Raw genomic sequence first — 23127 nt, forward strand, 5'->3', positions numbered from 1 at the left:
ATGATCTGACATCGTTCTTGTTCTCCATTCAACAGAAACGCTCGACTGCGGGCGTTTCAATTCGCGTATTGCGGCAAGGCAAACATGAATAGCGCTTTCCTATGGAATCCAGTATGCTCGCTGCACACGATCCGGTGCGGGGGAGAAGCTGGGCGGTCAACATGGTCGACGCTCGCGGCGCGGCTGCAGTCCGTAATGCCTTCCCTCCCGTTTTCGTTTCAGGCCCCAACGGCCACCTCGCCGATCACGGCGAGCCGCGGAATGACTCAAGGGAGAATAGCGATTAAGGCGACTGATCCAACTCAGCTTCAGCAGCTTCTCGCCGAATGCGCGCTGGGCAACCAGCGTTCATTCGAAACGCTGTATCGCAGCGTGTCAGGACAACTCTATGCCGTTGCACTCAAAAGCCTGCGTCGCGAAGACTGGGCCGAAGAAGTGCTGCAGGAGAGCTTCATCCGCATCTGGCACAATGCCGGCCGCTACGACGTCAACCTGTCGGCGCCCATGACCTGGATGATCAATATCACGCGCAATCTGGCCATCGACCAGCTGCGCCGCCATCACGAACAACCGCTGCCGGACGAAGATTCGCCATATGCGCTGGAGCCTCAGGACGAGCGCCCGGGGCCGCTGGATCAGTCCGTCACCGCGCAGGAAAATGCCGCCCTCAACCGCTGTCTCGACACGCTCGAAGGCAAGCAGCGGCAATCCATCATCATTGCCTACTTCCAGGGCATCTCCTATTCCGACCTGGCGCAACAGATGCAAGCGCCGCTGGGCTCCGTGAAGTCGTGGATACGGCGCGGCATGGAACGCCTGCGCACCTGCCTGGAAGGATGAAACGACCATGAATTACTCCTCCCCTACCCTGCGCCGCGCGCTGGCCGCCGAATACGCACTGGGCACCATGCCGATGCCGGCCCGCCGCCGCTTTGAAAAAATGCTCTCCGACGACCGCGCGCTGCGCCAGGAAGTCGGTCACTGGCAAGACGTGCTCGCCACACTGGCCGCGCCGCTGCCGCAAAAGCAACCGCCGGAACGCATCTGGAAAGCCATTCAGGCCCGCATCCAGCCGCAGAAGCAAGCGGCCAAGCGCCCGATGTGGCAATGGCTGGTCGGCGCTTTCGCCAGCCTGGCTATCGTGATTACGGTGGTCTTCAATCTGCAGAAGACCGAAGCGCCGATCTACCAGGCCGCATTGCAAACCGACGCCGCCGTGACCGCCATCGCCATCAACGCCTACGGCAACGACATCGAAGTCAAGCCGCTGGCAGCTGCGCCGACCGCTTCCGACAAGAGCCTGGAATTGTGGATCGTGCCGGAAAAGGGCAAGGTCATTTCTCTCGGTGTAGTCCCGGCGCAAGGCGACAGCAAACGCATCACGCTCACGCCTGAACAGAAGAGCCTGATCGGCAACCGCACGCTGCTGGCCATCACGCTGGAACCACTGGGCGGCTCGCCGACCGGTGTGGCGACGGGACCGATTTTGTATAAGGGTTATTTGGAGCCGGTGAAGGGCTGAGCCTACATTGCAGATGATGTGAAAAAGGCCGGAACTGCTTGTGCAGTTCCGGCCTTTGTCTTTTTCGGCGCTCTTCAGATCAGGGCAATACGTATGGAAGCTTTTGCCTACAAAGCCTGCATCACATCGTCAACCGAAATTTCCTTGACCCAGGCCTTGCGATTTCTGACCGTGATGATCTTGCTGTTGGCGGCATCGATGGGCGTCCATTCGGGACTGGTCTGCCGCATCAGCGCGATCACCGGTACATGCACGGCATTGGCCAGATGCATGACGGCGGTTTCCACCGAGATGATCAGACTGCAACGGCTGAGTACGGCAGGCAGCTGAAAGAAATTCTCTTCCGCGCTGAACAGATGCACACCCGCCCACGCGCGCGAATCGAAGAGCTTGCGCGCGGCAGCCATCTTCTCTGGCACCACGTTGACGATGAAATGCGCATCGCGCCAGGCTTCGGTGGCGCGCATGCGTTGCGACAGCTCGAGCATCCATTCCAAAGGCCAGCTGCGCTCTTCCGATTTGGAGAAGGCATTCAAAAACACCAGCTTTGCGTCCGGCGGTACTCCCTGTTGCGTCAGATCATGCTGCGCGCGTTCCAGCCATTGCGGCGGTATGTCGACAAAGGGGAAGCGCTGCTCCACCGGAATCTGAATGCCGAACAATTGCTCGAACCAGCCGGCGTAGATCGCGCTGATGTGATTGCCATGCTGCTCAGCCGAGGCATAGGCCGGAATATGCGCATCCAGCTTGCGATAGGCAAGGTGCTTGCGAATATCGAGCAAACGCACCCGCTTCTTCTGCGCCACCACATAACCATTGGGGCTCAGCTTGCGCACCAGTTCCGCATACAGGTGGCGGCGCAGCACGGCGAACGACACCACGATCGGATACTCCTCACGCTGCGCCTCGGCAATCGATTGCTTGTATAGCTGAGGGCTGTAGGTCTGATCGTAAATCTTTTCAAAGCAACTGCAGGACTTGACCCAGTCATACAGCACGTATTTGCTCAGATGTGGCCATTGAGCAGCATCCTTGGTGCGTCTTACCTCATCCACCCAGAGATGTATCTTCAGATGCGGAAATGCTGCCGCAAAAGCACGGAAGCAATTTTGCATGTAAGTGAAATCGCCCAGCGCCAGATGCGCGACGAACAGGATCTTGTTCGACTTCTTCAGCAGCTCGGCAGGGATCAGTTGATCTGGCATAGAGGAAATAGTGATTGAATTCAACGGTGCGAACGCACTTGCAAGTAACGGAAATACCATCTCAGACTCTGCAGCCGGGCGCCGCGCGCCCACAGAAAGCGCGAATGCATGCGCAATTCCTTGTAGTTCTGCGGCAGCATATCAAGCGGCTGATCGGACCAGGCCGACAAGGCGTGGTACTGCTGGAACAAACGCACCGAATCATGTCCGCTCCAGACGCCCCAGGGCTTCACCGATCCGGCAAAGTGAATGAATGTCGCAGCGCCCGGCGGGATGGCCAGCGCCGGACGATTGTTCTCCAGATCGCCGACCAGACCGTACAGATAATTCCAGCGCACGTCGAGAAAGCGAGCGCGGCCGTCCAGCACGACGTTCAATGCATCCTGATCGGGAAAGCGGAACTGATCGCCATCCTTGAGAATGGCGTCGATGGTCTGCTGAGTAATCCCCTGCGCCAACCACTTCGGAATGTTGATGTACAACATGCCGGAGTTGAAGTAACGCGGATGTTTGAGGCTCAGGGCCGCCACACGGCGTACCGTGGTGGCTTCGGCGTCCGGCACCACGGCCGCCACGTCCTCACCCAGATCGAGATCGCGCAAGGCATCGATAGGGCCGACACATAAAATGTCTGCGTCCAGATAAAGCACCTTGTCGGTGTAGCTGTGCAGAATATCCGGAATCACCAGCCGCGTGAAAATCGACGAGGAGTAGTACGAAGACTTGGTGTATTGCTCGAAATCGCGAAACTGCGCGGAATCGATCAAATGAATCATCGCCGCAATGCCCGGCTGCTGATTCAGGCTTTCCAGCCGGCGCCGATTGTCGGCGGACACCTTCATCGCCAGCACATGAAACGTGAAGTGCTGGCCAGGATTGTTGGCGACGATGGAGGCGATGGTCGCTCCCATGCAGCGGAAATAACGGTCATCCACACAGAACACGATGTGGAAAGAGTCTTCTTCGGACTGAACAGCGGCGTGCGTCACATCCATTCAGAGCGCTCCCGTGACTTGATCAACCGTAATCGCATCCACCCACTCGCTGCGCCTGGTGGTGGTGATGACCGTGCTGTTGGCCTTGTCGAACGGCGCCCATTCGGGATTCTTGCGTCGCATCAGCGCCAGCACCGGCACATGCACGGCGTTGGCCAGATGCATGACCGCCGTCTCGACCGAAATGATCAGATCGCAGCACTGCAACACGCCGGGCAGCTCAAAGAAACTTTCCTGAGCGCTGAACCAGACGGTATTGGGCGGCAAGCGGCTCGCCAGTTGCTGTTGTGCCTGCTTGATTTCCTGCGGCGTGGCATTGATGATGAAACGGGCATCGCGCCATTCAGGCCTGGACTGCAAGGCCAGGATCAGATCGGCGACCTTATCGACCGGCCAGCAACGCTTCTTCGTTTTAGCGAAGGGATTGATGAAGACCAGCTTGCCGCCCTGCTTTGTACCGCTGGCATCGGCGAAGCCCCACTCCTTTAACTGCCGGCGGGCATGGGCCTGCCACTCCGCCGGAATGTCGACAAACGGGAAACGCTGCTGCGCAGAGATGTCCAGACCGCTGAGCTGCCGGAACCAGTCGGCGTATTCATCCGTGATGTGATAACCGGAAAAAGCTTCGAAGGGCGCGAACGCGGCATCCAGCTTGCGGTAGGCGAAAAAGTCAGCCGGCACAAACCAGCGCGGCTTGCGGCGCATGCCGACCACCCAGGCCTCAGGCCCGACTTCGCGAGCCAATGCCGCATATTGATGCGGGCGCAAAGTGGCCAGCGACACCACCAGCGGATAGTGCTCGCACTGCGCTTCTGCGATGGATTCTTTCAACAAGGCCGGACTGTAGGTGCGGCGATATACCTTGGCGAAGAAGGGGCAGCTTTCGGCCCAATCGTAGAGCGCATATTGTTTCAGGTAGCCCCATTTGGTTTCGTCCGGGGTGCGCCGCACTTCATCGATCCACAGATGAATTTTCAGATGAGGATAGGCCTCAGCGAAAGCCTTGAAGCAATTCTGCAGATACGTAAAATCGCCGATCGCGAGATGGGCGATGAACAGAATCTTGTCGGCGCTCGCCAGCTTTTGCGCAGGGATCAGCGACATCTCAGCCGGCCGCCGAAAAAGCTTGCGCCGGCGATGCCGCCATGCCACGAATGCCGGCCGGATCGGTCAGCACCTGCATCACGGTATCGACCGTGATCTTGTTGACCCAGTCGTCATAGGCCTGCGTATAAATCACCGTGCTGTTGGCGGCATCGATAGGCACCCATTCAGGACTGATCTGACGCATCAATGCGATCACCGGCACGCCCACCGCGTTGGCCAGATGCATCACCGCAGTTTCGACGGTCACGATCAGATTGCATTGCTCCATCATGGCCGGCAGCTGAAAGAAATTTTCATCGGCGCTGAACAGATGAGTCCGCGGCACACCGGCTGCATCGGCCTGCTGCTTGGTGCTTTCCCATTTCTCGGGCACGACATTAACCACGAAATCGGCATACTGCCACTGCGGCAATGCCTGCATTTTCTGAATCAACGCAATGACGTTGTCGATCGGCCATGAACGCTCGGGCGGTTTGGAGAAGGCATTGACGAACACTAGCTGATTGCCGCGCGAGGACTTCGACGCCACATTCCATTGCGCAAGTTGACGCTGTGCGCCCTCCGCCCACTGCGCCGGCACATCCATGGAGGGAATCCGCTTTTCCGGCGCCACCTCAACCCCGAACAACTGCTTGAACCAGTCCGAATACACGCCGCTGACGTGTTGCTTGGTATGCGAATACAGCGGGATGGCGGCATCCAGGGCACCGTAGATCAGCTTCTTGCGGATGTCGTAAGGACGCACGCGTTTGCCCATCGCAACGACAAAGCCCTTGGGGCTGATCTTGCGCACCAGCTTGGCGTACATCGGCCGACGCGCCAGGCCGAAGGAAACCACCAGCGGATAGTCTTCCTGCCGCGCTTCCTTGATCGAGTCGCGAAACACGAAAGGGCTATAGGTGCGATTGTAGATTTTCTTGAACATCGGGCAGCTCGCCACCCAATCGAAGATCACATATTTTTTCAGAAACTTCCATTGGCGAAAATCGTAAGTGCGCCGGACTTCATCAACCCACAAGTGGATTTCGATATGCGGATAAGCCTCGGCGAATGCCTTGAAGCACGCCTGCATGTAGGTGAAATCACCCAATGCCAGGTGAGCGACAAACAATATCTTGTTTGACTTTTGCAGTACTTCAGGCGGAACGATCTGTTTCAACATGGTGTAATTTCTTGCGATTGATATTTTCGATGCGGATCCCGTTCAGTCCGCATCCATTTTTTGCTGGCGCATTTCCCTTTACTGACAGCGAGGCTTTACATCAGCTCCTTCAGATCCTTCTGCTGCACATCTCGCTCAGCAACCGCCTTATCGGAGAACTGCAAGTGATACAGCTTGGCGTAGGCGCCATTCTTTTCCAGCAATTCCTGATGCGAACCGACTTCCACCACTTTGCCCATGGACAGCACCACGATGCGGCTGGCGCGTTCCACGGTCGACAGGCGGTGGGCGATGACGAAGGTGGTGCGCCCTTCCATCAGACGGTCGAGCGCCGCCTGCACGGCGCGCTCGGATTCGGTATCGAGCGCCGAAGTGGCTTCGTCCAGAATCAGGATAGGTGCATTCTTGTAGATCGCGCGCGCAATCGCCAGACGCTGACGCTGACCGCCGGAAAGACGCGAGCCGTTGTCGCCGATCAAGGTATGGATTCCCTCCGGCAATTCCTTCATCAAGTCACTCAGATGGGCGGCGTCCAGCGCAGCTTCCACCTTGCGCGGATCCGGCTGGGCATCGCCGTAGGCCACGTTGTCGAGAATCGTACCGTTGAACAGAACCACATGCTGGCTCACCATCGCGATCTGGCTGCGCAGGCTCAGCAGCGAGATGTCTTCAATCGGCTGACCATCCAGCAAAATCTGGCCGCTGCTGGCGGAATAGAAACCGGGAATCATGTTCACCAGCGTCGACTTGCCGCCGCCGGACATACCGACGAAAGCAATGGTCTCGCCGGCATTGACGCTCAGATTGACGTGATCCAGCGCCAGTTGCTCGCGCTCCGGATACTGGAAGCACAGATCCACCAGATCCAGCTTGCCCGAAGCACGTTTCTGCAAGGTCTGACCGCCGACGCGCTCGGTCGGCATGTCGATCAGATTGAACACCGCATCGGCCGCAGCCATGCCCCGTTGCAAGGGGCCGTTGACTTCTGCCAGTTGCTTGAGCGGCGTCAGCAGCATCAGCATCGCGGTAATGAAAGACACGAAGCCGCCGACGGTGATCTGACCGTTACCGGACTGGATCAGCGCCATCACGATCACGATCGCGACGGCCGAAGCTGTCATGAACTGTGTAATCGGCACGGTCGAGGAAAAGGTCTTGGTCATGCGCATGGTGTAGCGGCGCAGATTTTCCGAACGCTCGTGAAAGCGGTCTTTTTCAAACTGCTGACCGCCGAAAATCTTGATCACTTGCTGCGCGCGGGTCGACTCTTCGATCACCTGCGTCAGCTCGGCATTGACCCGCAGCGAATCCTGATTCAGCTTCTTCAGATTGCGGCTGGTGGCGCGCACCACAATGGCCAGCAGCGGCAACAGGATCAGCGTCACCATGGTCAGCACCCAGTTCAGGTACAGCAGCCAGGCCAGCAAACCCAGCACGGTCAGCGCCGAGCGAATGATGGAGGTAAAGATGCGCGTCACCATGTCGGTGATGCCCTGCACTTCAAACATGATCGAATTGATCACTTTGCCCACGGTATTGGTGGTGTAGAAGCTGAGCGGAAAATCCAGCATGCGCGCGAACATCTTGGCCCGCACTTCATTCAGAATCCGCGTCGTGACCCAGGTCATCAGATAGCTGCTGCCGAAGGTCGAGATACCGCGAATGACGAAGATGCCGATCACCGCGACCGGCACCAGCCACAAGGAAAAAGCCGGTTTGCCGACAAAGCCCTTATCCAGCAGCACCTGAAAAATATAGGGCACGACCGGTTCGGTGGCCGCTGTCACCGCCATCGCCAGAAACGCCATCATCAGGCGCATGCGATAAGGCTTGTGCATGCGCAGCAGGCGAATAAAGTGGGGTGAAATAGTCATTTTCATTCTTTGATTCCAAAAATCCAGGTCTGGCGTGCCGCATCTCGACGGATTCCACATACCAGTCCATCAACGGAGTAACCCGCCATTTTACCTTCCGCCGAAGCTCCGCCGCCAATTGCTGCCGGACGGCTCGACGTGCATAGATTAAGAAAACCAACTCTCGCATTCATCAGAATTGGCATGAGTTGCCGACGGACCTTAAAAAACATATCGCAAAACACTGGTCGGACGGACAGAAGCTGTCGGCAGATCAGTACTCCACCACCACCGCATCCTTGCCGAAGGAAGTCACCAGCGAGGATTGCAGGCTGTCGCTGGGGTTGATGCGCCAGGCGTCGCCCAGCACCACTTCGCAGCCGGCATCGGGCAGCAGGTAGCGCATGACGAACGGTAAGCCCTGATCCTGACGATACGGCGACAAGGTGTCGCGCAGGTAAGCCGGCTCGACCGCCTTGGTCAGCGAGACCACCAGACGCACGCCGTACTGGATGCGCGCCAGGCCAATGTCCATGATCTTTTCGGCCGAGACACGCAGACCGCCGTTGAAGCGGTCTTCTGAAACCTTGCCCTGCACGATGAGCAATTCGTCTTCCTTGATCAGGTGCTTGAGGGGTTCGAATACTTCGTTGTAGATGCTGACTTCGACCACGCCGGTGCCGTCGTCCAGCGACACGATCACCAGCTTGCCGCGCTGGGTCATCTGTACCCGTACGCCGCTGATGATGCCGGCCATGCTGCGCGGTTCGCGCGAAGGCTCAAGCGTGGACAGCTTGGTGCGTACGAAGCGACGCACTTCCTTTTCATAGGCGCTGAACAGGTGGCCGGACAGGTAGAAGCCGAGCGCGCCCTTTTCTTCCGTCAGTCTTTGCTTGTCGCTCCAGGGCGGCACGCTCACGTATTCCAGCGGCGCTTCCAGATCGCTGTCGTCGCCGCCGAACAGGCTGACCTGATTGGCCGAGGCCGCAGCTTGCTCGGCGCTTTCCCAGGCCAGTCCGACCGAGGCTTGCAGGATTGCACGGTCAACGCCGAAACAGTCGAAGGCGCCGGCGCGAATGAGCGAGTCGATGGTGCGGCGGTTGATCTGCTTCTTGTCGACACGCTTGGCGAAGTCGAACAAGTCCTTGAACGGGCCGTCGGCGCGCGCGGCGATGATGGCTTCGATTGCATTCTGGCCTGCGCCTTTGACCGCGCCCAGGCCGTAGCGGATCTGGGTGGCTTTCTTGCCCGGCTCGCCGACCGGCATGAAGCGATAGTCGGAAAGATTGATATTCGGCGGCAGGATAGTCAGGCGGCAGATATCCAGCGAGTCTTCGATCAGGATCTTGACCTTGTCGGTATCTTCCATCGCCAGCGACAAGTTGGCTGCCATGAACGCGGCGGGATGGTGCGCCTTCAGATAGGCGGTGTGATACGACAGCAACGCGTAAGCGGCGGCGTGCGACTTGTTGAAGCCGTAGCCCGCGAACTTTTCCATCAAGTCGAAGATTTCGTCGGCCTTGTCCTGCGACAAGCCGTCCTTGGCCGCGCCTTCGCGGAAGATCTGGCGGTGCTCCGCCATCTCTTCGACCTTCTTCTTACCCATGGCCCGGCGCAGCAAGTCGGCGCCGCCCAGCGAGTAGCCGCCGACCACCTGCGCCATCTGCATCACCTGCTCCTGATACACCATGATGCCGTAGGTTTCGGACAGAATGCCTTCGGTACGCGGGTCAGGATAGTCAAACGCTTCACCGTGCTTGCGTTTGCAGAAATCGGGAATCAGGTCCATCGGACCCGGGCGATACAGCGCCACCAGCGCAATGATGTCTTCGAAGCGGTCGGGCCGCGCATCTTTCAGCATGCCTTGCATGCCGCGGCTTTCCAGCTGGAACACGGCGACCGTCTTGGCCTTGGTCAGCAGATCGTAGGACGGGCGATCATTCAGCGGCAGCTTGGCCAGATCGAAGTCGGCCATGGCCGGATCGAGCTGTTTGATGTAGCGCACCGCGCGATCGAGAATGGTCAGCGTGGTCAGCCCCAGGAAGTCGAACTTCACCAGACCGACGGCTTCGACGTCGTCCTTGTCGTATTGCGAAACCACGCCGGCGTCACCGCCCTGCGTGTAGAGCGGGCAGAAATCGGTCAGCTTGCCGGGCGCGATCAGCACGCCGCCGGCGTGCATGCCGATGTTACGGGCGATGCCTTCGACCTGCTGCGCCAGCCCCATCAGCTGCTTCACTTCTTCTTCGTTTTCCAGGCGCTCCTTGAGCAGCGGCTCTTCCTCGATGGCGTCGGCCAGCGTCACCAGTTTGCCCGGCTTGAACGGAATCAGCTTGGAGATGCCGTCGCAGAAGTTGTAGCCCAGATCAAGCACGCGGCCGACGTCGCGCACCGCGCCCTTGGCCGCCATGGTACCGAAAGTGGCGATCTGCGAGACCGCCTCCTTGCCGTAGCGATCCTTCACGTACTGAATGACGCGGTCGCGCCCTTCCTGGCAAAAGTCGATATCGAAGTCGGGCATCGAAACCCGCTCAGGATTGAGGAAGCGCTCGAACAGCAGATTGTATTGCAGCGGGTCCAGATCGGTAATCGAGAGCGAATACGCCACCAGCGAACCGGCGCCCGAACCCCGGCCCGGCCCGACCGGCACGCCATTGTTCTTGGCCCACTGGATAAAGTCGGCCACGATCAGGAAGTAGCCCGGAAACTTCATCTTGATGATCGTATCGTTCTCGAACTTCAGACGCGCCTCGTAACGCGGTCTTTCCTTCTCGCGCTTGACCTCGTCCGGGAACAGATGCTTGAGACGCGCCTCCAAACCGGCCTTGGTTTCGGCCACCAGGAAGTCGTCGATGGTCATGCCGTCCGGTGTCGGAAAATCGGGTAATTGCGGCTTGCCCAGCGTCAGCTTCAGATTGCAGCGCTTGGCGATTTCAATCGAGTTCTGAATCGCGCCCGGCAAGTCGGCAAACAGCTCGACCATCTCGGCCTGCGATTTGAAGTTCTGCTCTTCATTGAAGCGCCTGACGCGGCGCGCATTGGCCAGAATCTCACCCTCGGCGATGCAGGTGCGCGCCTCGTGGGCGACGAATTCGTCCTGCGACAGAAACTGGATCGGGTGCGTTGCCACCACCGGCAAATTCAGCCGGGCTGCCAGCGCCACCGACTGGCGCACCTGGACTTCCATATTGGGCTGATTGGCGCGCTGGATTTCCACATAGAACGCGCCGGGAAAGACCTGGCTCCAGCGTTCGGCGCAGCGTTCGGCGGCTTCCACATTGCCGTTTTCGATGGCAATCCCGATATCGCCGAAATGGGCGCCGGACAATGCGATCAGGCCGTTGCCGCCCTCTTCCTTGTTAAGCTGCTCCAGCCATTCGGGACGCAGCTCAGCGCGGCCGCGATGGATATTGCCGAGCCAGGCCTTGGAGAGCAGATCGCACAGTTGCAGATAGCCGTGGTGATTCTTGACCAGCAGCAACAGGCGTGAAGGCTTGTCGCGGTCGGCGTCATTGGTGATCCAGACGTCGCAGCCGGCGATCGCCTTGATGCCCTTGCCGCGCGCGGCTTTGTAGAATTTGACCATGCCAAACAGATTGGCGAGGTCGGTGATGGCCAGAGCAGCCTGGCTGTCTTTGGCAGCCGCTTTCACGACATCGTCGATGCGGACCAGGCCGTCGACGATTGAATATTCGGAATGCAGGCGAAGATGAACGAATTGCGGTGTACTCATGGGGCGACATTTTACCGTTACCAGCCTGTGACAGCTTCTGCTATTTGCGCGCTTTTTTGCAAAGTCGCCTTTACAAGAAGAAAGCCGCCGCTCACAAGGCCGCATCAAGCGGCTTGATCTGCATCACAGTTTGCCCAAATTGCTGCGGCGAGCCCGCGCTAACGTTTATAATGCTGTCAATTCAAAGACTTAGAGCACAGCACCATGCAGTCCAGCGACCAATCCATCGTCAATATCGCCGCCTACAAATTCATCAGCTTCAACGACACCGCCGAAAAGCGTCCGTTGTTTCTGGCGTTTTGCCAAAAGCACAACTTGCGCGGCACCGTCATCCTCAGCCCGGAAGGCATCAACCTGTTTCTCGCCGGCAGCCGTCCGGACATCGACGCCTTTCTGAGCTGGCTGCGCGCCGACACGCGCTTTGCCGACATTCAGGTCAAGGAAAGCCTGTCCGACAAGCAGCCGTTCACGCGCATGCTGGTCAAGCTGAAGGCTGAAATCATCACCATGAAGCATCCGCTGATCAAGCCCGAAGAAGGCCGCGCGCCTTTTGTCGAAGCCAAAACGCTCAAGCGCTGGCTGGATCAGGGCCATGACGACAACGGCAAGCCGGTGGTCATGGTCGATACCCGCAACGCCTTTGAAGTGGACGTCGGCACCTTCGACAACACCATCGATTACCGCATCAACAAGTTCACCGAGTTTCCGCAAGTCATCGCCGATCACAAGGAGGAGCTGAACGACAAGACCGTGGTCACCTTCTGCACCGGCGGCATTCGTTGCGAGAAAGCGGCGATCCACATGCAGAACATCGGCTACGACAGCGTCTATCAGCTGGAAGGCGGCATCCTCAAATACTTTGAAGAAGTCGGCGGCGCGCACTACAACGGCGACTGCTTCGTCTTCGACTACCGCACCGCGCTCAACCCGCAACTGGAAGAAACCCAGACCGCGCAATGTTTCGCCTGCCGCTCGGTAGTCACACCGCGCGAACAGCTGTCGCCGTTTTATGTGCCGGGCAAGTCTTGTCCGCATTGCGCCGGCGAACATGCAACACATGCGGCTCAGAACCCGGACGAACAAGCTGCCGCCTGAATTTGCCCTCATATCTGACGCGGAAAATGAAAAGCCCACCAGACGGTGGGCTTTTTTACGAGCTTGAACTGCTGAATTGCTGATTACTTCTTGAACTTAGCCGCAGTCTCAACCACACGCTTGCCGAACAGCTTGGCGGTTTCCAGATCGCCTGGCAGCGGGCCTTCTTCCGGCGAGGAGTCGGATGGGCTTTGCGCCATCAGGCCGGAGAAAGAACCGACGAAATTGATGTCGTTGCGTTGCGCCGCCTTGCTGTTGGCGGGCATCAGGCCGGTGCCGACCCACACCATGCTGTGCTGCATGCCCAGCGTGAACAGGTAGTGCAGGGTCGACAGCTTGTCGCCGTTCATGGTCGCCGAGTTGGTGAAAGCAGCGCCGATCTTGTCTTTCCATTGCTGGGAAAACCATGGCTTGGAGGAGGCGTCGGCAAACTTCTTGAACTGCCAGGACACGGTGCCCATGTAGGTCGGCGAGCCGAAGATGATGGCGTCGGCCGCGCTCAGGGTTTCCCACTCGGCATCGGCGATGTTGCCTTCGGCGTTGATGGCGATCAGGTCGACGCTGGCGCCGGCCACTGCTGCGGCGCCGGCTTGCACAGCTTCCGCTTGCTTCTTGGTGTGGCCGTAGCCCGAGTGATAAACGATGGCGACTTTGGTCATGATATTTTCCTTTTTCGTTTCAGTTGAACAGTTGGAACGCTAGTTTTTGCTTACTCTTTACTGCGGCAAATCGAACAGCAATACCTCGGCCTTGTCGCCGTCGCTGAAGCTCAGCTTGTCTTCCGCATGCAGCTTCAGCGCATCGCCTGCTTCCAGCGGCTGACCGTTGACGCTGAGCTTGCCGCGCGCCACGTGTACATAGGCCAGACGACCCGGCGCCAGATCGAAGCTGGCTTGCTCGGTGCCGTCGAACAGGCCGGCATACAGGGCCGCGTCCTGATGCATGCGCACCGAACCTTCGCGGCCATCCGCCGAGGCGACGATGCGCAGACGGCCTTGCTTGTCGGCATCCGAAAAACGCTTTTCCTCGTAGCTCGGCGTCACACCGGCCTGATCCGGCATGATCCAGATCTGCAGCAGATGCGCGGTGCCGGTCTGCGAATGATTGAACTCCGAATGACGAACACCGGTGCCGGCGCTCATGCGCTGCACGTCGCCGGGACGGATCACGCTGCCATTGCCCATGCTGTCCTTATGCGCCAGTTCGCCTTCCAGCACATAGGTGATGATTTCCATGTCGCGATGGCCGTGCGTGCCGAAACCCTGACCGCCTTCGATCCAGTCTTCGTTGATCACGCGCAGCGGACCGAAGCCCATGTGCTTGGGATCATGGTAATCGGCAAAAGAAAAGCTGTGGTACGAATCCAGCCAACCGTGATTGGCGTGACCGCGCTCGTTCGCTTTACGTAGTTGCATCATGGCAGCACCTCCTGAGTGGTTGTTAGGGCCGGATTGAACAGAGTTAATACAAATTAATTGTTGCTTGATACTTCCCTATGTCGAGCACTATAGACCGATTCCTTCCATGAAATAAGGGGATGGGTTTAGATGTATCATTCAAAATATTTAAACAAGCGCCTCTGATATGAATCTGACCCTGGAAGCCCTGCAAATCCTCGACATGATCGACCGCAAAGGCAGTTTTGCCGCCGCCGCACTGTCGCTGGACCGGGTGCCCTCCGCGCTGACTTACAGCGTGCGCAAGCTGGAAGATGATCTCGATGTGCTGCTGTTCGACCGCCGCGGCCATCGCGCGCAGCTGACGCCGGCCGGCGTGCAACTGCTCAATGAGGGCCGCCATCTGCTGCTGGCCGCCAGCGATCTGGAGCAGCGCGTAAAACGGACAGCCACCGGTCGCGAGACCGAGTTGCATATCGTGCTCAACAGTCTGATTCCCTTCAGCAAGATGTTGCCGATCATCGAGGCCTTCGACCGCGAGCAATCGGGCACGCGCCTGCGCTTCACACCCGGCGTGCTGACCGGCGCCTGGGAAAAACTGATCGAAGGACGCGCCAATCTGGTCATCGGCGTGACCCTGGACGGGCCGGAAATTGTGCGCACCAGCGGCCGCTTCCAGACCCACAATCTGGGCATGGTGGACTGGATTTTCGCCGTGGCGCCAAATCATCCGCTGGCCGACGTGGCCGAGCCGCTGCCGGCTGAACTGGTGCGCCAGCATCGTGCAGTGGCGGTTGGCGACAACAGCCAGTCGCTGCCGACACTGACCATGGGCTTGCTCAGCGGACAGGAAACCCTGACCGTGCGCAGCGTCGCCGACAAGCTGACCGCGCAACTGGCTGGCCTCGGCTGCGGCCACCTGCCGCGTATCTGGGCTGCGCCCTATCTAGCCAGCGGCGAGCTGATCGAGAAGCAAACCATGGCCGCCAAGCCCAACGACCATTTTCTGTTTGCCTGGCCCAAGGCCGAGCAAGGCAAATCTTTGCAATGGTTCGTCGACTATCTGAGCCGTCCGGAAATTCAGGAGTCCTTGCTGGGGCCGGTGGCGCCGGGCCGCAAAACCGGCAAATAAACTGCGTCTCCCCAACCCTGGAATTTGAACCTCCGACATACAGAAATCCGCGATGTTGAATCAGGAAATGCCTTCCTATATCGGGCGCTTCGCGCCCTCGCCCTCCGGCCCCTTGCATGCCGGTTCGCTGGTCGCGGCGCTGGCCAGTTATCTGGATGCGCGCGTGCATGACGGCCGCTGGCTGGTGCGCATCGAAGACATCGATGAGACGCGCAGCGTGCCAGGCGCGGCGCAGGATATTCTGGCGACGCTGGCCGCACTGGGCATGCGCTCGGATGGGCCGGTGCTGGTGCAGAGCGAACGCAAGCCGCGCTATCAAGAAGTGCGCGACGAATTGGGCGCACACATTTATCCCTGCGGCTGCAGCCGGCGTGAAATCGCCGACTCGCGCATCGGCCTCGCAGCCGATGGCGCGGCGATTTATCCCGGCACCTGCCGCAAGGGTCTGGCACCGGGCAAGATCGCGCGCACCTTGCGCCTGCGCGTGCCGGACCCGGGCACAGCCGGTGAATTGATCAGCTTCGATGACCGCTGGCTGGGGCCGCAGCATCAGCATCTGGCGAGCGAAGTCGGCGACTTCGTGCTGCAACGCGCGGACGGCTTCTGGGCCTATCAACTGGCGGTGGTGGTGGACGATGCCGATCAGCGCGTCACGCACATCGTGCGCGGCGCCGACCTGCTGGATTCGATCGCCCGCCAGATCTATCTGCAAAGCCTGCTCGGCTATGCGACGCCGCATTACATGCATGTGCCGCTGCTGGCCAATACGTCGGGAGAAAAATTGTCGAAGCAGAATGGCGCGCAGGCGCTGGATCTGACGCAGCCGCTCACGGAGTTGCAGCGCGCGGCAGCATTTCTGCAATTGGGGCTGAAAGACGTGCGGGATGTGGAAGACTTCTGGCAGCAGGCCTTGAGCGCCTGGGATACGCGCTTCGGCGCGCGATACTGAAGCAATCAAAGCCTGAAAAAAAACAGGCGGCGCATCAAGATGCGTCCGCCTGTTTTTTATGCAGGATGTGCCCGCCTTACGCTACACATCTTGCTCATGCTCATCAAGAGTCACTCAAGAACTCAGCGCTTCGGACCACCGCCGAGCAAGGCCGCCACTTTCTGACGCGACTTGACTGACTTGGAGGCGACCTCAGGCTTTTCCACCAGGGTCTCGCCGGTCGATGGCTCGTAAGGCTTGAGGAACCAGGGATCGACCTTTTCGCGACGGGGCGACGGTGCACCGCCTTCGCGACGGCTACTACCGAGGTTGCTGATACTGCTGCGTTCGGTCCGTTCACCACGATCGCTGCGTTCAGTACGCTCGCCACGTTGGGCCCGTGGTTCGCCACGATCGCTGCTGCTGCGTTCCGGGCGATCGCCGCCACGCTGACGGGGCTTGAAGCCGACCAGCTCAGCGCGTTCGAATTTCTTCTTGATCAGCTTTTCGATATCGACGAGCAGGCGCTCGTCCTTTTCGGTGAACAGCGAAATCGCATCGCCTGATGCGCCGGCACGGCCGGTACGGCCGATGCGGTGCACGTAATCTTCTGCGTTGTACGGCAGATCGTAGTTGATCACGCACGGCAGATCGGTGATGTCGAGGCCGCGCGCGGCGACGTCGGTGGCCACCAGCACCTGAATCTGACCTTGCTTGAAGGCTTCCAGTGCTGCCATGCGTTCATTCTGCGACTTGTCGCCGTGAATGGCGGAAGCGACGATGCCTTCGTTTTCCATCTGGCGCGCCAGCTTGGAGGCGCCGATCTTGCTGTTGGAAAACACGATCACCTGCTTCAGCGCGCGCTCGCGGATGATAAAGCTGACGGCGTCGCCCTTGGCGTCGTCGTTGACCTTGTAGATGGTCTGCGTCACACGCTCGGCGGTGGCATTGCTGCGCGCCACTTCGATGGTGATCGGATCATTCTGGAAGCTGCCTGCCAGCTTCTTGATTTCCGGCGAGAAAGTAGCGGAGAACATCAGGTTCTGGCGCTTCTTCGGCAGCAGGTTGATGATGCGCTGCAGATCCGGCAAGAAGCCCATATCCAGCATGCGGTCGGCTTCATCCATCACCAGAATCTGGGTCTGCGAGAGGTTCAGGGTCTTTTGCTGCACGTGATCGAGCAGACGGCCAGGCGTGGCGATGACGATTTCAACGCCGGCGCGCAGGGCGGCGGTTTGCGGCGCCATGTCTACCCCGCCGAACACTACGGTGGAACGCAGCGGCGTGAAGCGGCAATAGGATTTGACGTTGTCCGCCACCTGATCGGCCAGCTCGCGCGTAGGCGTCAGGATCAGCGCGCGCACCGGATGGCGCGCCGGCGATGCGCTGGTGTTGGCGTGGGCCAGCAACAGTTGAATGATCGGCAGCGAAAAACCGGCGGTCTTGCCGGTACCGGTCTGCGCCGCGCCCATCACATCGCGTCCCTGCAAGACGACCGGAATCGCTTGCGCCTGGATCGGCGTCGGATGCACGTAACCCTGCTCGCTCAGTGCGCGCAGCACATCGGGAGAAAGGCCAAAATCTTCAAAGCGGATTGCGGGTGCAGCTACGGCTGCGGTTTCAGTCACGGTATCGGACATGGTTTATTGCGAACTTTCTGCGAACGGTGCGCCGGTATGGCGGCTTGCCTGCAAGGGCCCCGATCTCCAGGTGCATGTGCACAAGTTCAATTACTTTCAGTGTTGAAGTATTACGCGAAAGCGACTTTGCTAACTCGCCGCTCGGCTCGGATGATGCCGGGATGCTCGCCGGGCAAAGCCCAATCGAACTTGGATTGGATGGCCCGGAAGACGGTTATTATACGCGCCTATCGAAATCGGCTCATGACAGTTTGGTGTCGGCGGGCCGGTTGGCGCGGAAATGCGCCCGATTGCAGCACCGGAGAACAACAAACCGGGCCTGGAAAAAGGAACAGCGGAGCACATGAGGAGCGCTCCGCCGCCAAGGTTTCATTCAGGCAAGCAATTGATCGCGATCAGCCGATCTTGACGTTGAGGTCGATCAGACCATCCACGTGGCCTTGCAGGTGATCGCCCTTGACTACCGCGCCCACGCCTTCCGGCGTGCCGGTATAGATCAGGTCGCCCGGGAACAGCTCGACCAGACCGGACAGATAGGCGATGGTTTCCGCCACGTTCCAGATCAGATCGGACAGATCGCCCTGCTGCCGCACTTCGCCATTGACCTTGAGCCAGATCGCCCCCTTGTCCGGATGGCCGACTTTGGATACCGGCAGCAGCGGCGCGCACGGCGCCGACTGATCAAAACCCTTGGCCATGTCCCATGGGCGCGCCAGCTTCTTGGCAGCCGCCTGGATATCGCGGCGCGTCATGTCGAGGCCGACGGCATAGCCGAACACCAGATCCAGCGCCTTGTCGGCCGGCACATCGCGCCCGCCCTTGCCCAGCGCCACCACCATTTCGATCTCGTGCTGATAATCGCTGGTCTGGGCCGGATAGGGCACCACGCTGTCGGTTGGCACGATGGCATCGGTCGGCTTCATGAAGAAAAATGGCGGTTCGCGGTCCGGATCGTGCCCCATTTCGCGGGCATGGGCGGCGTAATTGCGGCCCACGCAATAAATGCGGCGTACCGGGAAAGGATCGCCGTCGACGACGGGAATGGTGGTCTGTTCTGGAACGGGAATTGCGAATGTCATCGGGAAAGCTCCGTCTGTGGATGATCAACTGATAATGATTATTTTGATATGAAGCGGCAAACCGGGCCGCGGGCTCACTCCAGAAAGCAAAGTGCACTCATGGAAAAGTGAAACCACCGACCCGATCCGGCTTCAGGAGTGTAAAAGAAATCAGGCAAAACCGCTCGACGCCCCTCTGGCGCCGGGAAAAAGGGCCGTCTCAAAGCCATCAGGCAAGGGGATCGCGGTCTCAAACCTCAAGAATATTGATTTGAAGCCGAAATCAATGGGTATTCTTTCTAGCGCAAGCCTCTCGATTTTGGGACACTTGCGGCAACGCCAATAAGAACAATCGCTGCGGAACCGGTGCGAACCGGCTCAGGCAACCTTATAAATACTCATACAGACGCCCCTACCATGCGCAGTCCACAGGCATCACCCGTTTCCATCCTGTTGCAGCAAGCACTGAGCTTGCATCAGAAGGGCCAACTGGATCAGGCCGAAGTCATCTACAAGAAAGTGATGGAAAAAGCGCCCGCGCACTTCGAGGCCGCTTACCTGTTCGGCATGCTGAAGCTGCACAAGCAAGACTGGGCCGCCGCCGCCGAGCAGATCGAACGCGCCATCAAACTCAAGCCGGATCACGTGGATGCCTATTTCGACCGCGCCACCGCACTCGAACATCTGGGCCGCGACCACGATGTGCTGCGCAGCCTGGACTTGGCGCTGGCGCTCAAACCGAATTTCACCGACGCCCAGATCAAGCGCGGCAATGTGCTGCGCCGCCTGTCGCGCTCACGCGAAGCGCTGACCGCTTATCAAAAAGCGCTGAGTGCGGATCCGGACAACGCAGAAGCCTGGTTCCAGCAAGGCAATGCGCTGCACGACCAGAAACAATATGAAGATGCACTGACCAGCTATCGCAAGGCTGTGGCGCTGCGCCCTGATTACGCCGAAGCGCAGTTCAACCTCGGCAATACCCTGAAAGATCAGGACCATCTGGAAGAGGCGCTGTCTGCCTACGACAAGGCGCTGGAAATCGCGCCCGACTTCGCGCAGGCGCTGACCAACCGCGGCTTCGTCCAGTTTTATCTGCAGCGCCCGCTGGAGGCGCTGGAAAGCTACGACCGCGCGGTCGAGCTGGGCGACGAATCGGTCGATCTGCTGTTCAATCGCGGCTCGACGCTGGAAGACCTGCAACGCTTCGACGAAGCCGTGGCCAGCTATCAACTGGCGCAGCACATTGATCCGCAAGCGCCCTCGCCGCACTGGAATGAAAGCCTGTGCCGTCTTTTGCTGGGGGATTTCGAAGAAGGCTGGAAGAAATACGAATGGCGCTGGTCGACCGAGCAGATGCGCGAGCATCAGCGCAAATTCACGCAACCGCTGTGGCTGGGCGAGCAATCGCTGGCCGGCAAGACGATTTTGCTGCATGCCGAACAAGGCTTCGGCGACACCCTGCAATTCGTGCGCTATGCACCGGAACTGGCGCGGCGCGGCGCACGTGTGCTGCTGCAGGTCCAGCCATCGCTGAAAAGCCTGCTGAGCTCGGTGCCGGGCGTGGCCCAGGTCTACGGCCAGGACGAATTCGTGTTTTCCTTTGATTATCACTGCCCGCTGATGAGCCTGCCGCTGGCGTGCAAGACGCTCAAGGGCGAAGACATTCCACGCGGCCCGTATGTCACGGTCGATCCGGCCAAATGGGCCAGCTGGCATGCACGACTGCCGACCCGCCCTTCGCTGCGCGTGGGTCTGGTCTGGGCCGGCAATCCGCGCGCCAACAATCTGGCGGCCAATCGTCTGGATCAGTTGCGTTCGATTTCCTTCGACACGCTGGCGCCGGTGGTGGCGCTGGCAAAAGACAATCCTGCCATCGAATTCTATTCGCTGCAGGTCGGCGACAAGGCCAGCGCTCAGCTGAAAAATCACGCTGTGGGCAGCCTCGTAAAGGACTTCTCTTCCGATCTGCGCGACTTCTCGGAAACCGCCGCGCTGATCTCCCATCTCGATCTGGTGATTACGGTCGATACCGCCGTCTGCCATCTGGCCGGCGCGATGGGTAAACCGGTCTGGCTGCTGAATCGCTTCAACACATGCTGGCGCTGGCAGCTGGAGCGCCAGGACACACCTTGGTACACCAACTTCCGCATCTTCCGCCAGCCGGAAGCGGGCGATTGGAACAGCGTCATTGCCGAAGTACGAGAGGCCTTGCTGGGCTAAGCCCCTGCTCGCACACATCAAAAACGGACCTCATGCAGGTCCGTTTTTGTTTGCGATGCAGATTGCTCACTGCGACATCGCGATATCTCCGCCCATTCACCCTGAAATTTCTGTAGCCGCACAGGTGCTCCAAAATCTTCAGGAACCAGCCAAGCCCGAAGCATTCATAGATTTAAGTAGAACAATTTTGGAATCTTTTTGCAGAACTACAAGTTCTGTTTCTTTTCACGAACTGAATTAAAAAACCCACCTTCTTTTGTTGAACAAAAGCCTCTTGAGTAGCAATAATACATAAATAGCCTTTTTTTATATTTATTTGACTACATACAAAGAGCTGACCATGCCAGAAGAAAATATCTTCAATTTCGTATTGTTTGGCGCAACCGGCGATCTCGCCATGCGCAAGATTCTGCCGGCGCTGTATGCCGCGCACCGCGACGGCAAGCTGCAGGCCGGGGGGCGCATCGTTTGCGTGGCGATTCAGGACTTCAGCAAGGAAAGCTATCTGGCCTGGGTCGACGCCAACGCCGCTCCGCACGTCAAGGGTGAAGGTCCGGGCCTGAGCGAATCACCAAGCTGGCGCGACTTCGTGCAGCGCATCGACTATGTGATGCTGAACGCCACGCAGCCCGGTGACTATGCGCGACTGGCGGCGCAACTGCTGCCGAATGCGATCACCGTGTTTTACCTCGCCACCACGCCCAAGCTGTTTGAGGCCATCTGCGCCAATCTGGGCGCCAGCGACATCGACCTGAGTCAGGCTCGCGTGGTGCTGGAAAAACCGCTGGGCCACGATCTGCGCACCTCGCGCGCGATCAACGACGCGGTGGCGCGGGTGTTCGAAGAAAACCAGATTTATCGCATCGACCACTATCTCGGCAAGGAATCGGTACAAAACCTGCTGGCGCTGCGCTTCGCCAATAGCCTGTTCGAGCCGCTGTGGAGTCGCGACTCGATCGAACATGTGCAACTGACCATTGCCGAGCAGCTCGGCGTGGAAGGCCGCGGCGAGTTTTACGACGGCACCGGCGCCATGCGCGACATGGTGCAGAACCATTTGCTGCAATTGCTGTGCATGGTGGCAATGGAGCCGCCGATTTCAATGGACGCCGACGCCATCCGCGATGAAAAGGTGCGCGTGCTGCGCGCGCTCAAACCCTTCACGCCGCAAGAGCTGGAAACCAAGGCGGTGCGCGCGCAATACGCTTCGGGCGCCGTCAACGGCAAGGCGGTGCCTGGTTATCACAACGAACCTGGCATCGCGCCGGAGTCAACCACCGAAAGCTTCGTCGCCCTGCATGCGGAGATCAACAACTGGCGCTGGGCCGGGGTACCGTTTTTCCTGCGCACCGGCAAACGCCTGGCGCAACGCAGTGCCGAGATCGTGATCACCTTCCGCCCGATTCCGCATGCGATCCTGCCGATGCCGGGCGGCGGCGCCAGCGCCAACCGCATGGTGATCAAGCTGCAACCGGAAGAATCGATTCAACTGCATTGTCTCGCCAAGCAGCCCGGCGACAGCATGACGGTGCGGCCGGTGGTGCTGGACTTGTCGTTCGAGCAGGCCTTCCGCCAGAAACGCGCAGAAGCTTATGAGCGTCTGCTGCTGGACGTGATCCGCGGCAATCTCTCGCTGTTCGTGCGGCGTGATGAGCAGGAAGCGGCATGGCGCTGGGTTGAACCGCTGCTCAATTACTGGGAATCGCCGCAGATGCTGGCCTCGCCGCCGCGCTCTTATATAGCCGGCAGCTGGGGCCCGACCGCCTCGTCTTCGATGATGATGCGCGCCGGCGCCAGTTGGCCGGAAGATCGTTGAGCCCGGCCTGCATGCACGTATTTGAATGCTCGACCTGCTGATTGAACGGCGTCGCGCCCCCGCTGCACACTTACAAAAACCGCAAGGAAAATCCGCTCCATGTCCAAACCCGGTAACGAACAACAGCATCCGCCCAAGGTAGCTTCACATGAGAACGGTCAGCCTGTCGCTGGCCTCAGCGAGGAAGCGGAACGGCCGCTGCCGGATGCCGCCGACCACAGTCGAAATGAAGGCGGCAGCCCTTATCTGGATGGACCGCGCCTG

The 23127-nt window shown here is 59.2% G+C and carries 17 protein-coding genes; 7 read left to right on the forward strand and 10 right to left on the reverse strand.

Annotation, left to right across the window (positions count from 1 at the left end; genetic code table 11):
- Positions 1-261 precede the first annotated feature (261 nt).
- Together PQR62_RS01535 and PQR62_RS01540 are read left to right on the forward strand one after the other, a co-directional pair.
- Positions 262-840, forward strand: a complete 579-nt coding sequence (locus PQR62_RS01535; protein WP_408154067.1) for a sigma-70 family RNA polymerase sigma factor — start codon at positions 262-264, stop codon at positions 838-840.
- Positions 841-847: 7 nt separating this feature from the next.
- Complete coding sequence (locus PQR62_RS01540) at positions 848-1522, forward strand: anti-sigma factor (protein WP_408154068.1); 675 nt, start codon at positions 848-850, stop codon at positions 1520-1522.
- A gap of 107 nt (positions 1523-1629) precedes the next feature.
- On the opposite strand, the gene PQR62_RS01545 is transcribed toward PQR62_RS01540, so the two are convergent.
- The 6 genes from PQR62_RS01545 to dnaE all read right to left on the reverse strand — a co-directional run bounded on the left by PQR62_RS01545 (position 1630) and on the right by dnaE (position 11577).
- On the reverse strand, positions 1630-2727 hold the full coding sequence (locus PQR62_RS01545) for a glycosyltransferase family 9 protein (protein ID WP_408154070.1): 1098 nt from the start codon (positions 2725-2727) through the stop codon (positions 1630-1632).
- 20 nt (positions 2728-2747) lie between these two features.
- Positions 2748-3722, reverse strand: a complete 975-nt coding sequence (locus PQR62_RS01550) for a glycosyltransferase family 8 protein (RefSeq protein ID WP_408154072.1) — start codon at positions 3720-3722, stop codon at positions 2748-2750.
- Positions 3723-4826 (reverse strand): glycosyltransferase family 9 protein, encoded by a 1104-nt coding sequence (locus tag PQR62_RS01555; RefSeq protein WP_408154074.1) that lies wholly within the window; start codon positions 4824-4826, stop codon positions 3723-3725.
- Position 4827: 1 nt separating this feature from the next.
- Positions 4828-5991 (reverse strand): glycosyltransferase family 9 protein, encoded by a 1164-nt coding sequence (locus tag PQR62_RS01560; RefSeq protein WP_408154076.1) that lies wholly within the window; start codon positions 5989-5991, stop codon positions 4828-4830.
- A gap of 95 nt (positions 5992-6086) precedes the next feature.
- Complete coding sequence (msbA, locus tag PQR62_RS01565; RefSeq protein WP_408154078.1) at positions 6087-7865, reverse strand: lipid A export permease/ATP-binding protein MsbA; 1779 nt, start codon at positions 7863-7865, stop codon at positions 6087-6089.
- A 253-nt stretch (positions 7866-8118) separates the two neighbouring features.
- Positions 8119-11577 (reverse strand): DNA polymerase III subunit alpha, encoded by a 3459-nt coding sequence (gene dnaE / locus PQR62_RS01570; protein ID WP_408154080.1) that lies wholly within the window; start codon positions 11575-11577, stop codon positions 8119-8121.
- A 204-nt stretch (positions 11578-11781) separates the two neighbouring features.
- Here dnaE and PQR62_RS01575 point away from each other — a divergent pair, with 204 nt between their 5' ends.
- The gene (locus tag PQR62_RS01575) at positions 11782-12672 is read left to right on the forward strand and encodes a sulfurtransferase (RefSeq protein ID WP_408154082.1); all 891 of its coding nucleotides are present in this window, start codon (positions 11782-11784) and stop codon (positions 12670-12672) included.
- An 83-nt stretch (positions 12673-12755) separates the two neighbouring features.
- Here PQR62_RS01575 and PQR62_RS01580 read toward each other — a convergent pair whose 3' ends face one another.
- Entirely contained in the window at positions 12756-13331 is a 576-nt protein-coding gene (locus PQR62_RS01580) for a flavodoxin family protein (RefSeq protein WP_408154084.1), read from the reverse strand.
- A gap of 57 nt (positions 13332-13388) precedes the next feature.
- A complete protein-coding gene (locus PQR62_RS01585) occupies positions 13389-14090 on the reverse strand; it encodes a pirin family protein (RefSeq protein WP_408154086.1) in 702 nt (233 codons plus the stop codon).
- Positions 14091-14256: 166 nt separating this feature from the next.
- Here PQR62_RS01585 and PQR62_RS01590 point away from each other — a divergent pair, with 166 nt between their 5' ends.
- Together PQR62_RS01590 and gluQRS are read left to right on the forward strand one after the other, a co-directional pair.
- Complete coding sequence (locus tag PQR62_RS01590) at positions 14257-15201, forward strand: LysR family transcriptional regulator (RefSeq protein WP_408154088.1); 945 nt, start codon at positions 14257-14259, stop codon at positions 15199-15201.
- A gap of 52 nt (positions 15202-15253) precedes the next feature.
- Positions 15254-16150, forward strand: a complete 897-nt coding sequence (gluQRS, locus tag PQR62_RS01595) for a tRNA glutamyl-Q(34) synthetase GluQRS (RefSeq protein WP_408154090.1) — start codon at positions 15254-15256, stop codon at positions 16148-16150.
- 122 nt (positions 16151-16272) lie between these two features.
- Here the strand turns inward: gluQRS and PQR62_RS01600 are convergent, their stop codons facing one another.
- Both PQR62_RS01600 and PQR62_RS01605 read right to left on the reverse strand, forming a co-directional pair.
- On the reverse strand, positions 16273-17769 hold the full coding sequence (locus PQR62_RS01600) for a DEAD/DEAH box helicase (RefSeq protein WP_408154092.1): 1497 nt from the start codon (positions 17767-17769) through the stop codon (positions 16273-16275).
- Positions 17770-18164: 395 nt separating this feature from the next.
- Positions 18165-18848: a fumarylacetoacetate hydrolase family protein gene (locus tag PQR62_RS01605; protein ID WP_408154094.1), complete on the reverse strand. Its 684-nt coding sequence runs from the start codon at positions 18846-18848 to the stop codon at positions 18165-18167.
- Positions 18849-19244: 396 nt separating this feature from the next.
- Here PQR62_RS01605 and PQR62_RS01610 point away from each other — a divergent pair, with 396 nt between their 5' ends.
- Both PQR62_RS01610 and zwf read left to right on the forward strand, forming a co-directional pair.
- Complete coding sequence (locus PQR62_RS01610) at positions 19245-21047, forward strand: tetratricopeptide repeat protein (protein WP_408154096.1); 1803 nt, start codon at positions 19245-19247, stop codon at positions 21045-21047.
- Positions 21048-21387: 340 nt separating this feature from the next.
- Positions 21388-22863 (forward strand): glucose-6-phosphate dehydrogenase, encoded by a 1476-nt coding sequence (gene zwf / locus PQR62_RS01615; protein ID WP_408154098.1) that lies wholly within the window; start codon positions 21388-21390, stop codon positions 22861-22863.
- Positions 22864-23127 lie beyond the last annotated feature (264 nt).

The sequence above is a fragment of the Herbaspirillum lusitanum genome (assembly GCF_046025995.1).
Taxonomy (GTDB): Bacteria; Pseudomonadota; Gammaproteobacteria; order Burkholderiales; family Burkholderiaceae_D; genus Herbaspirillum; species Herbaspirillum lusitanum_A.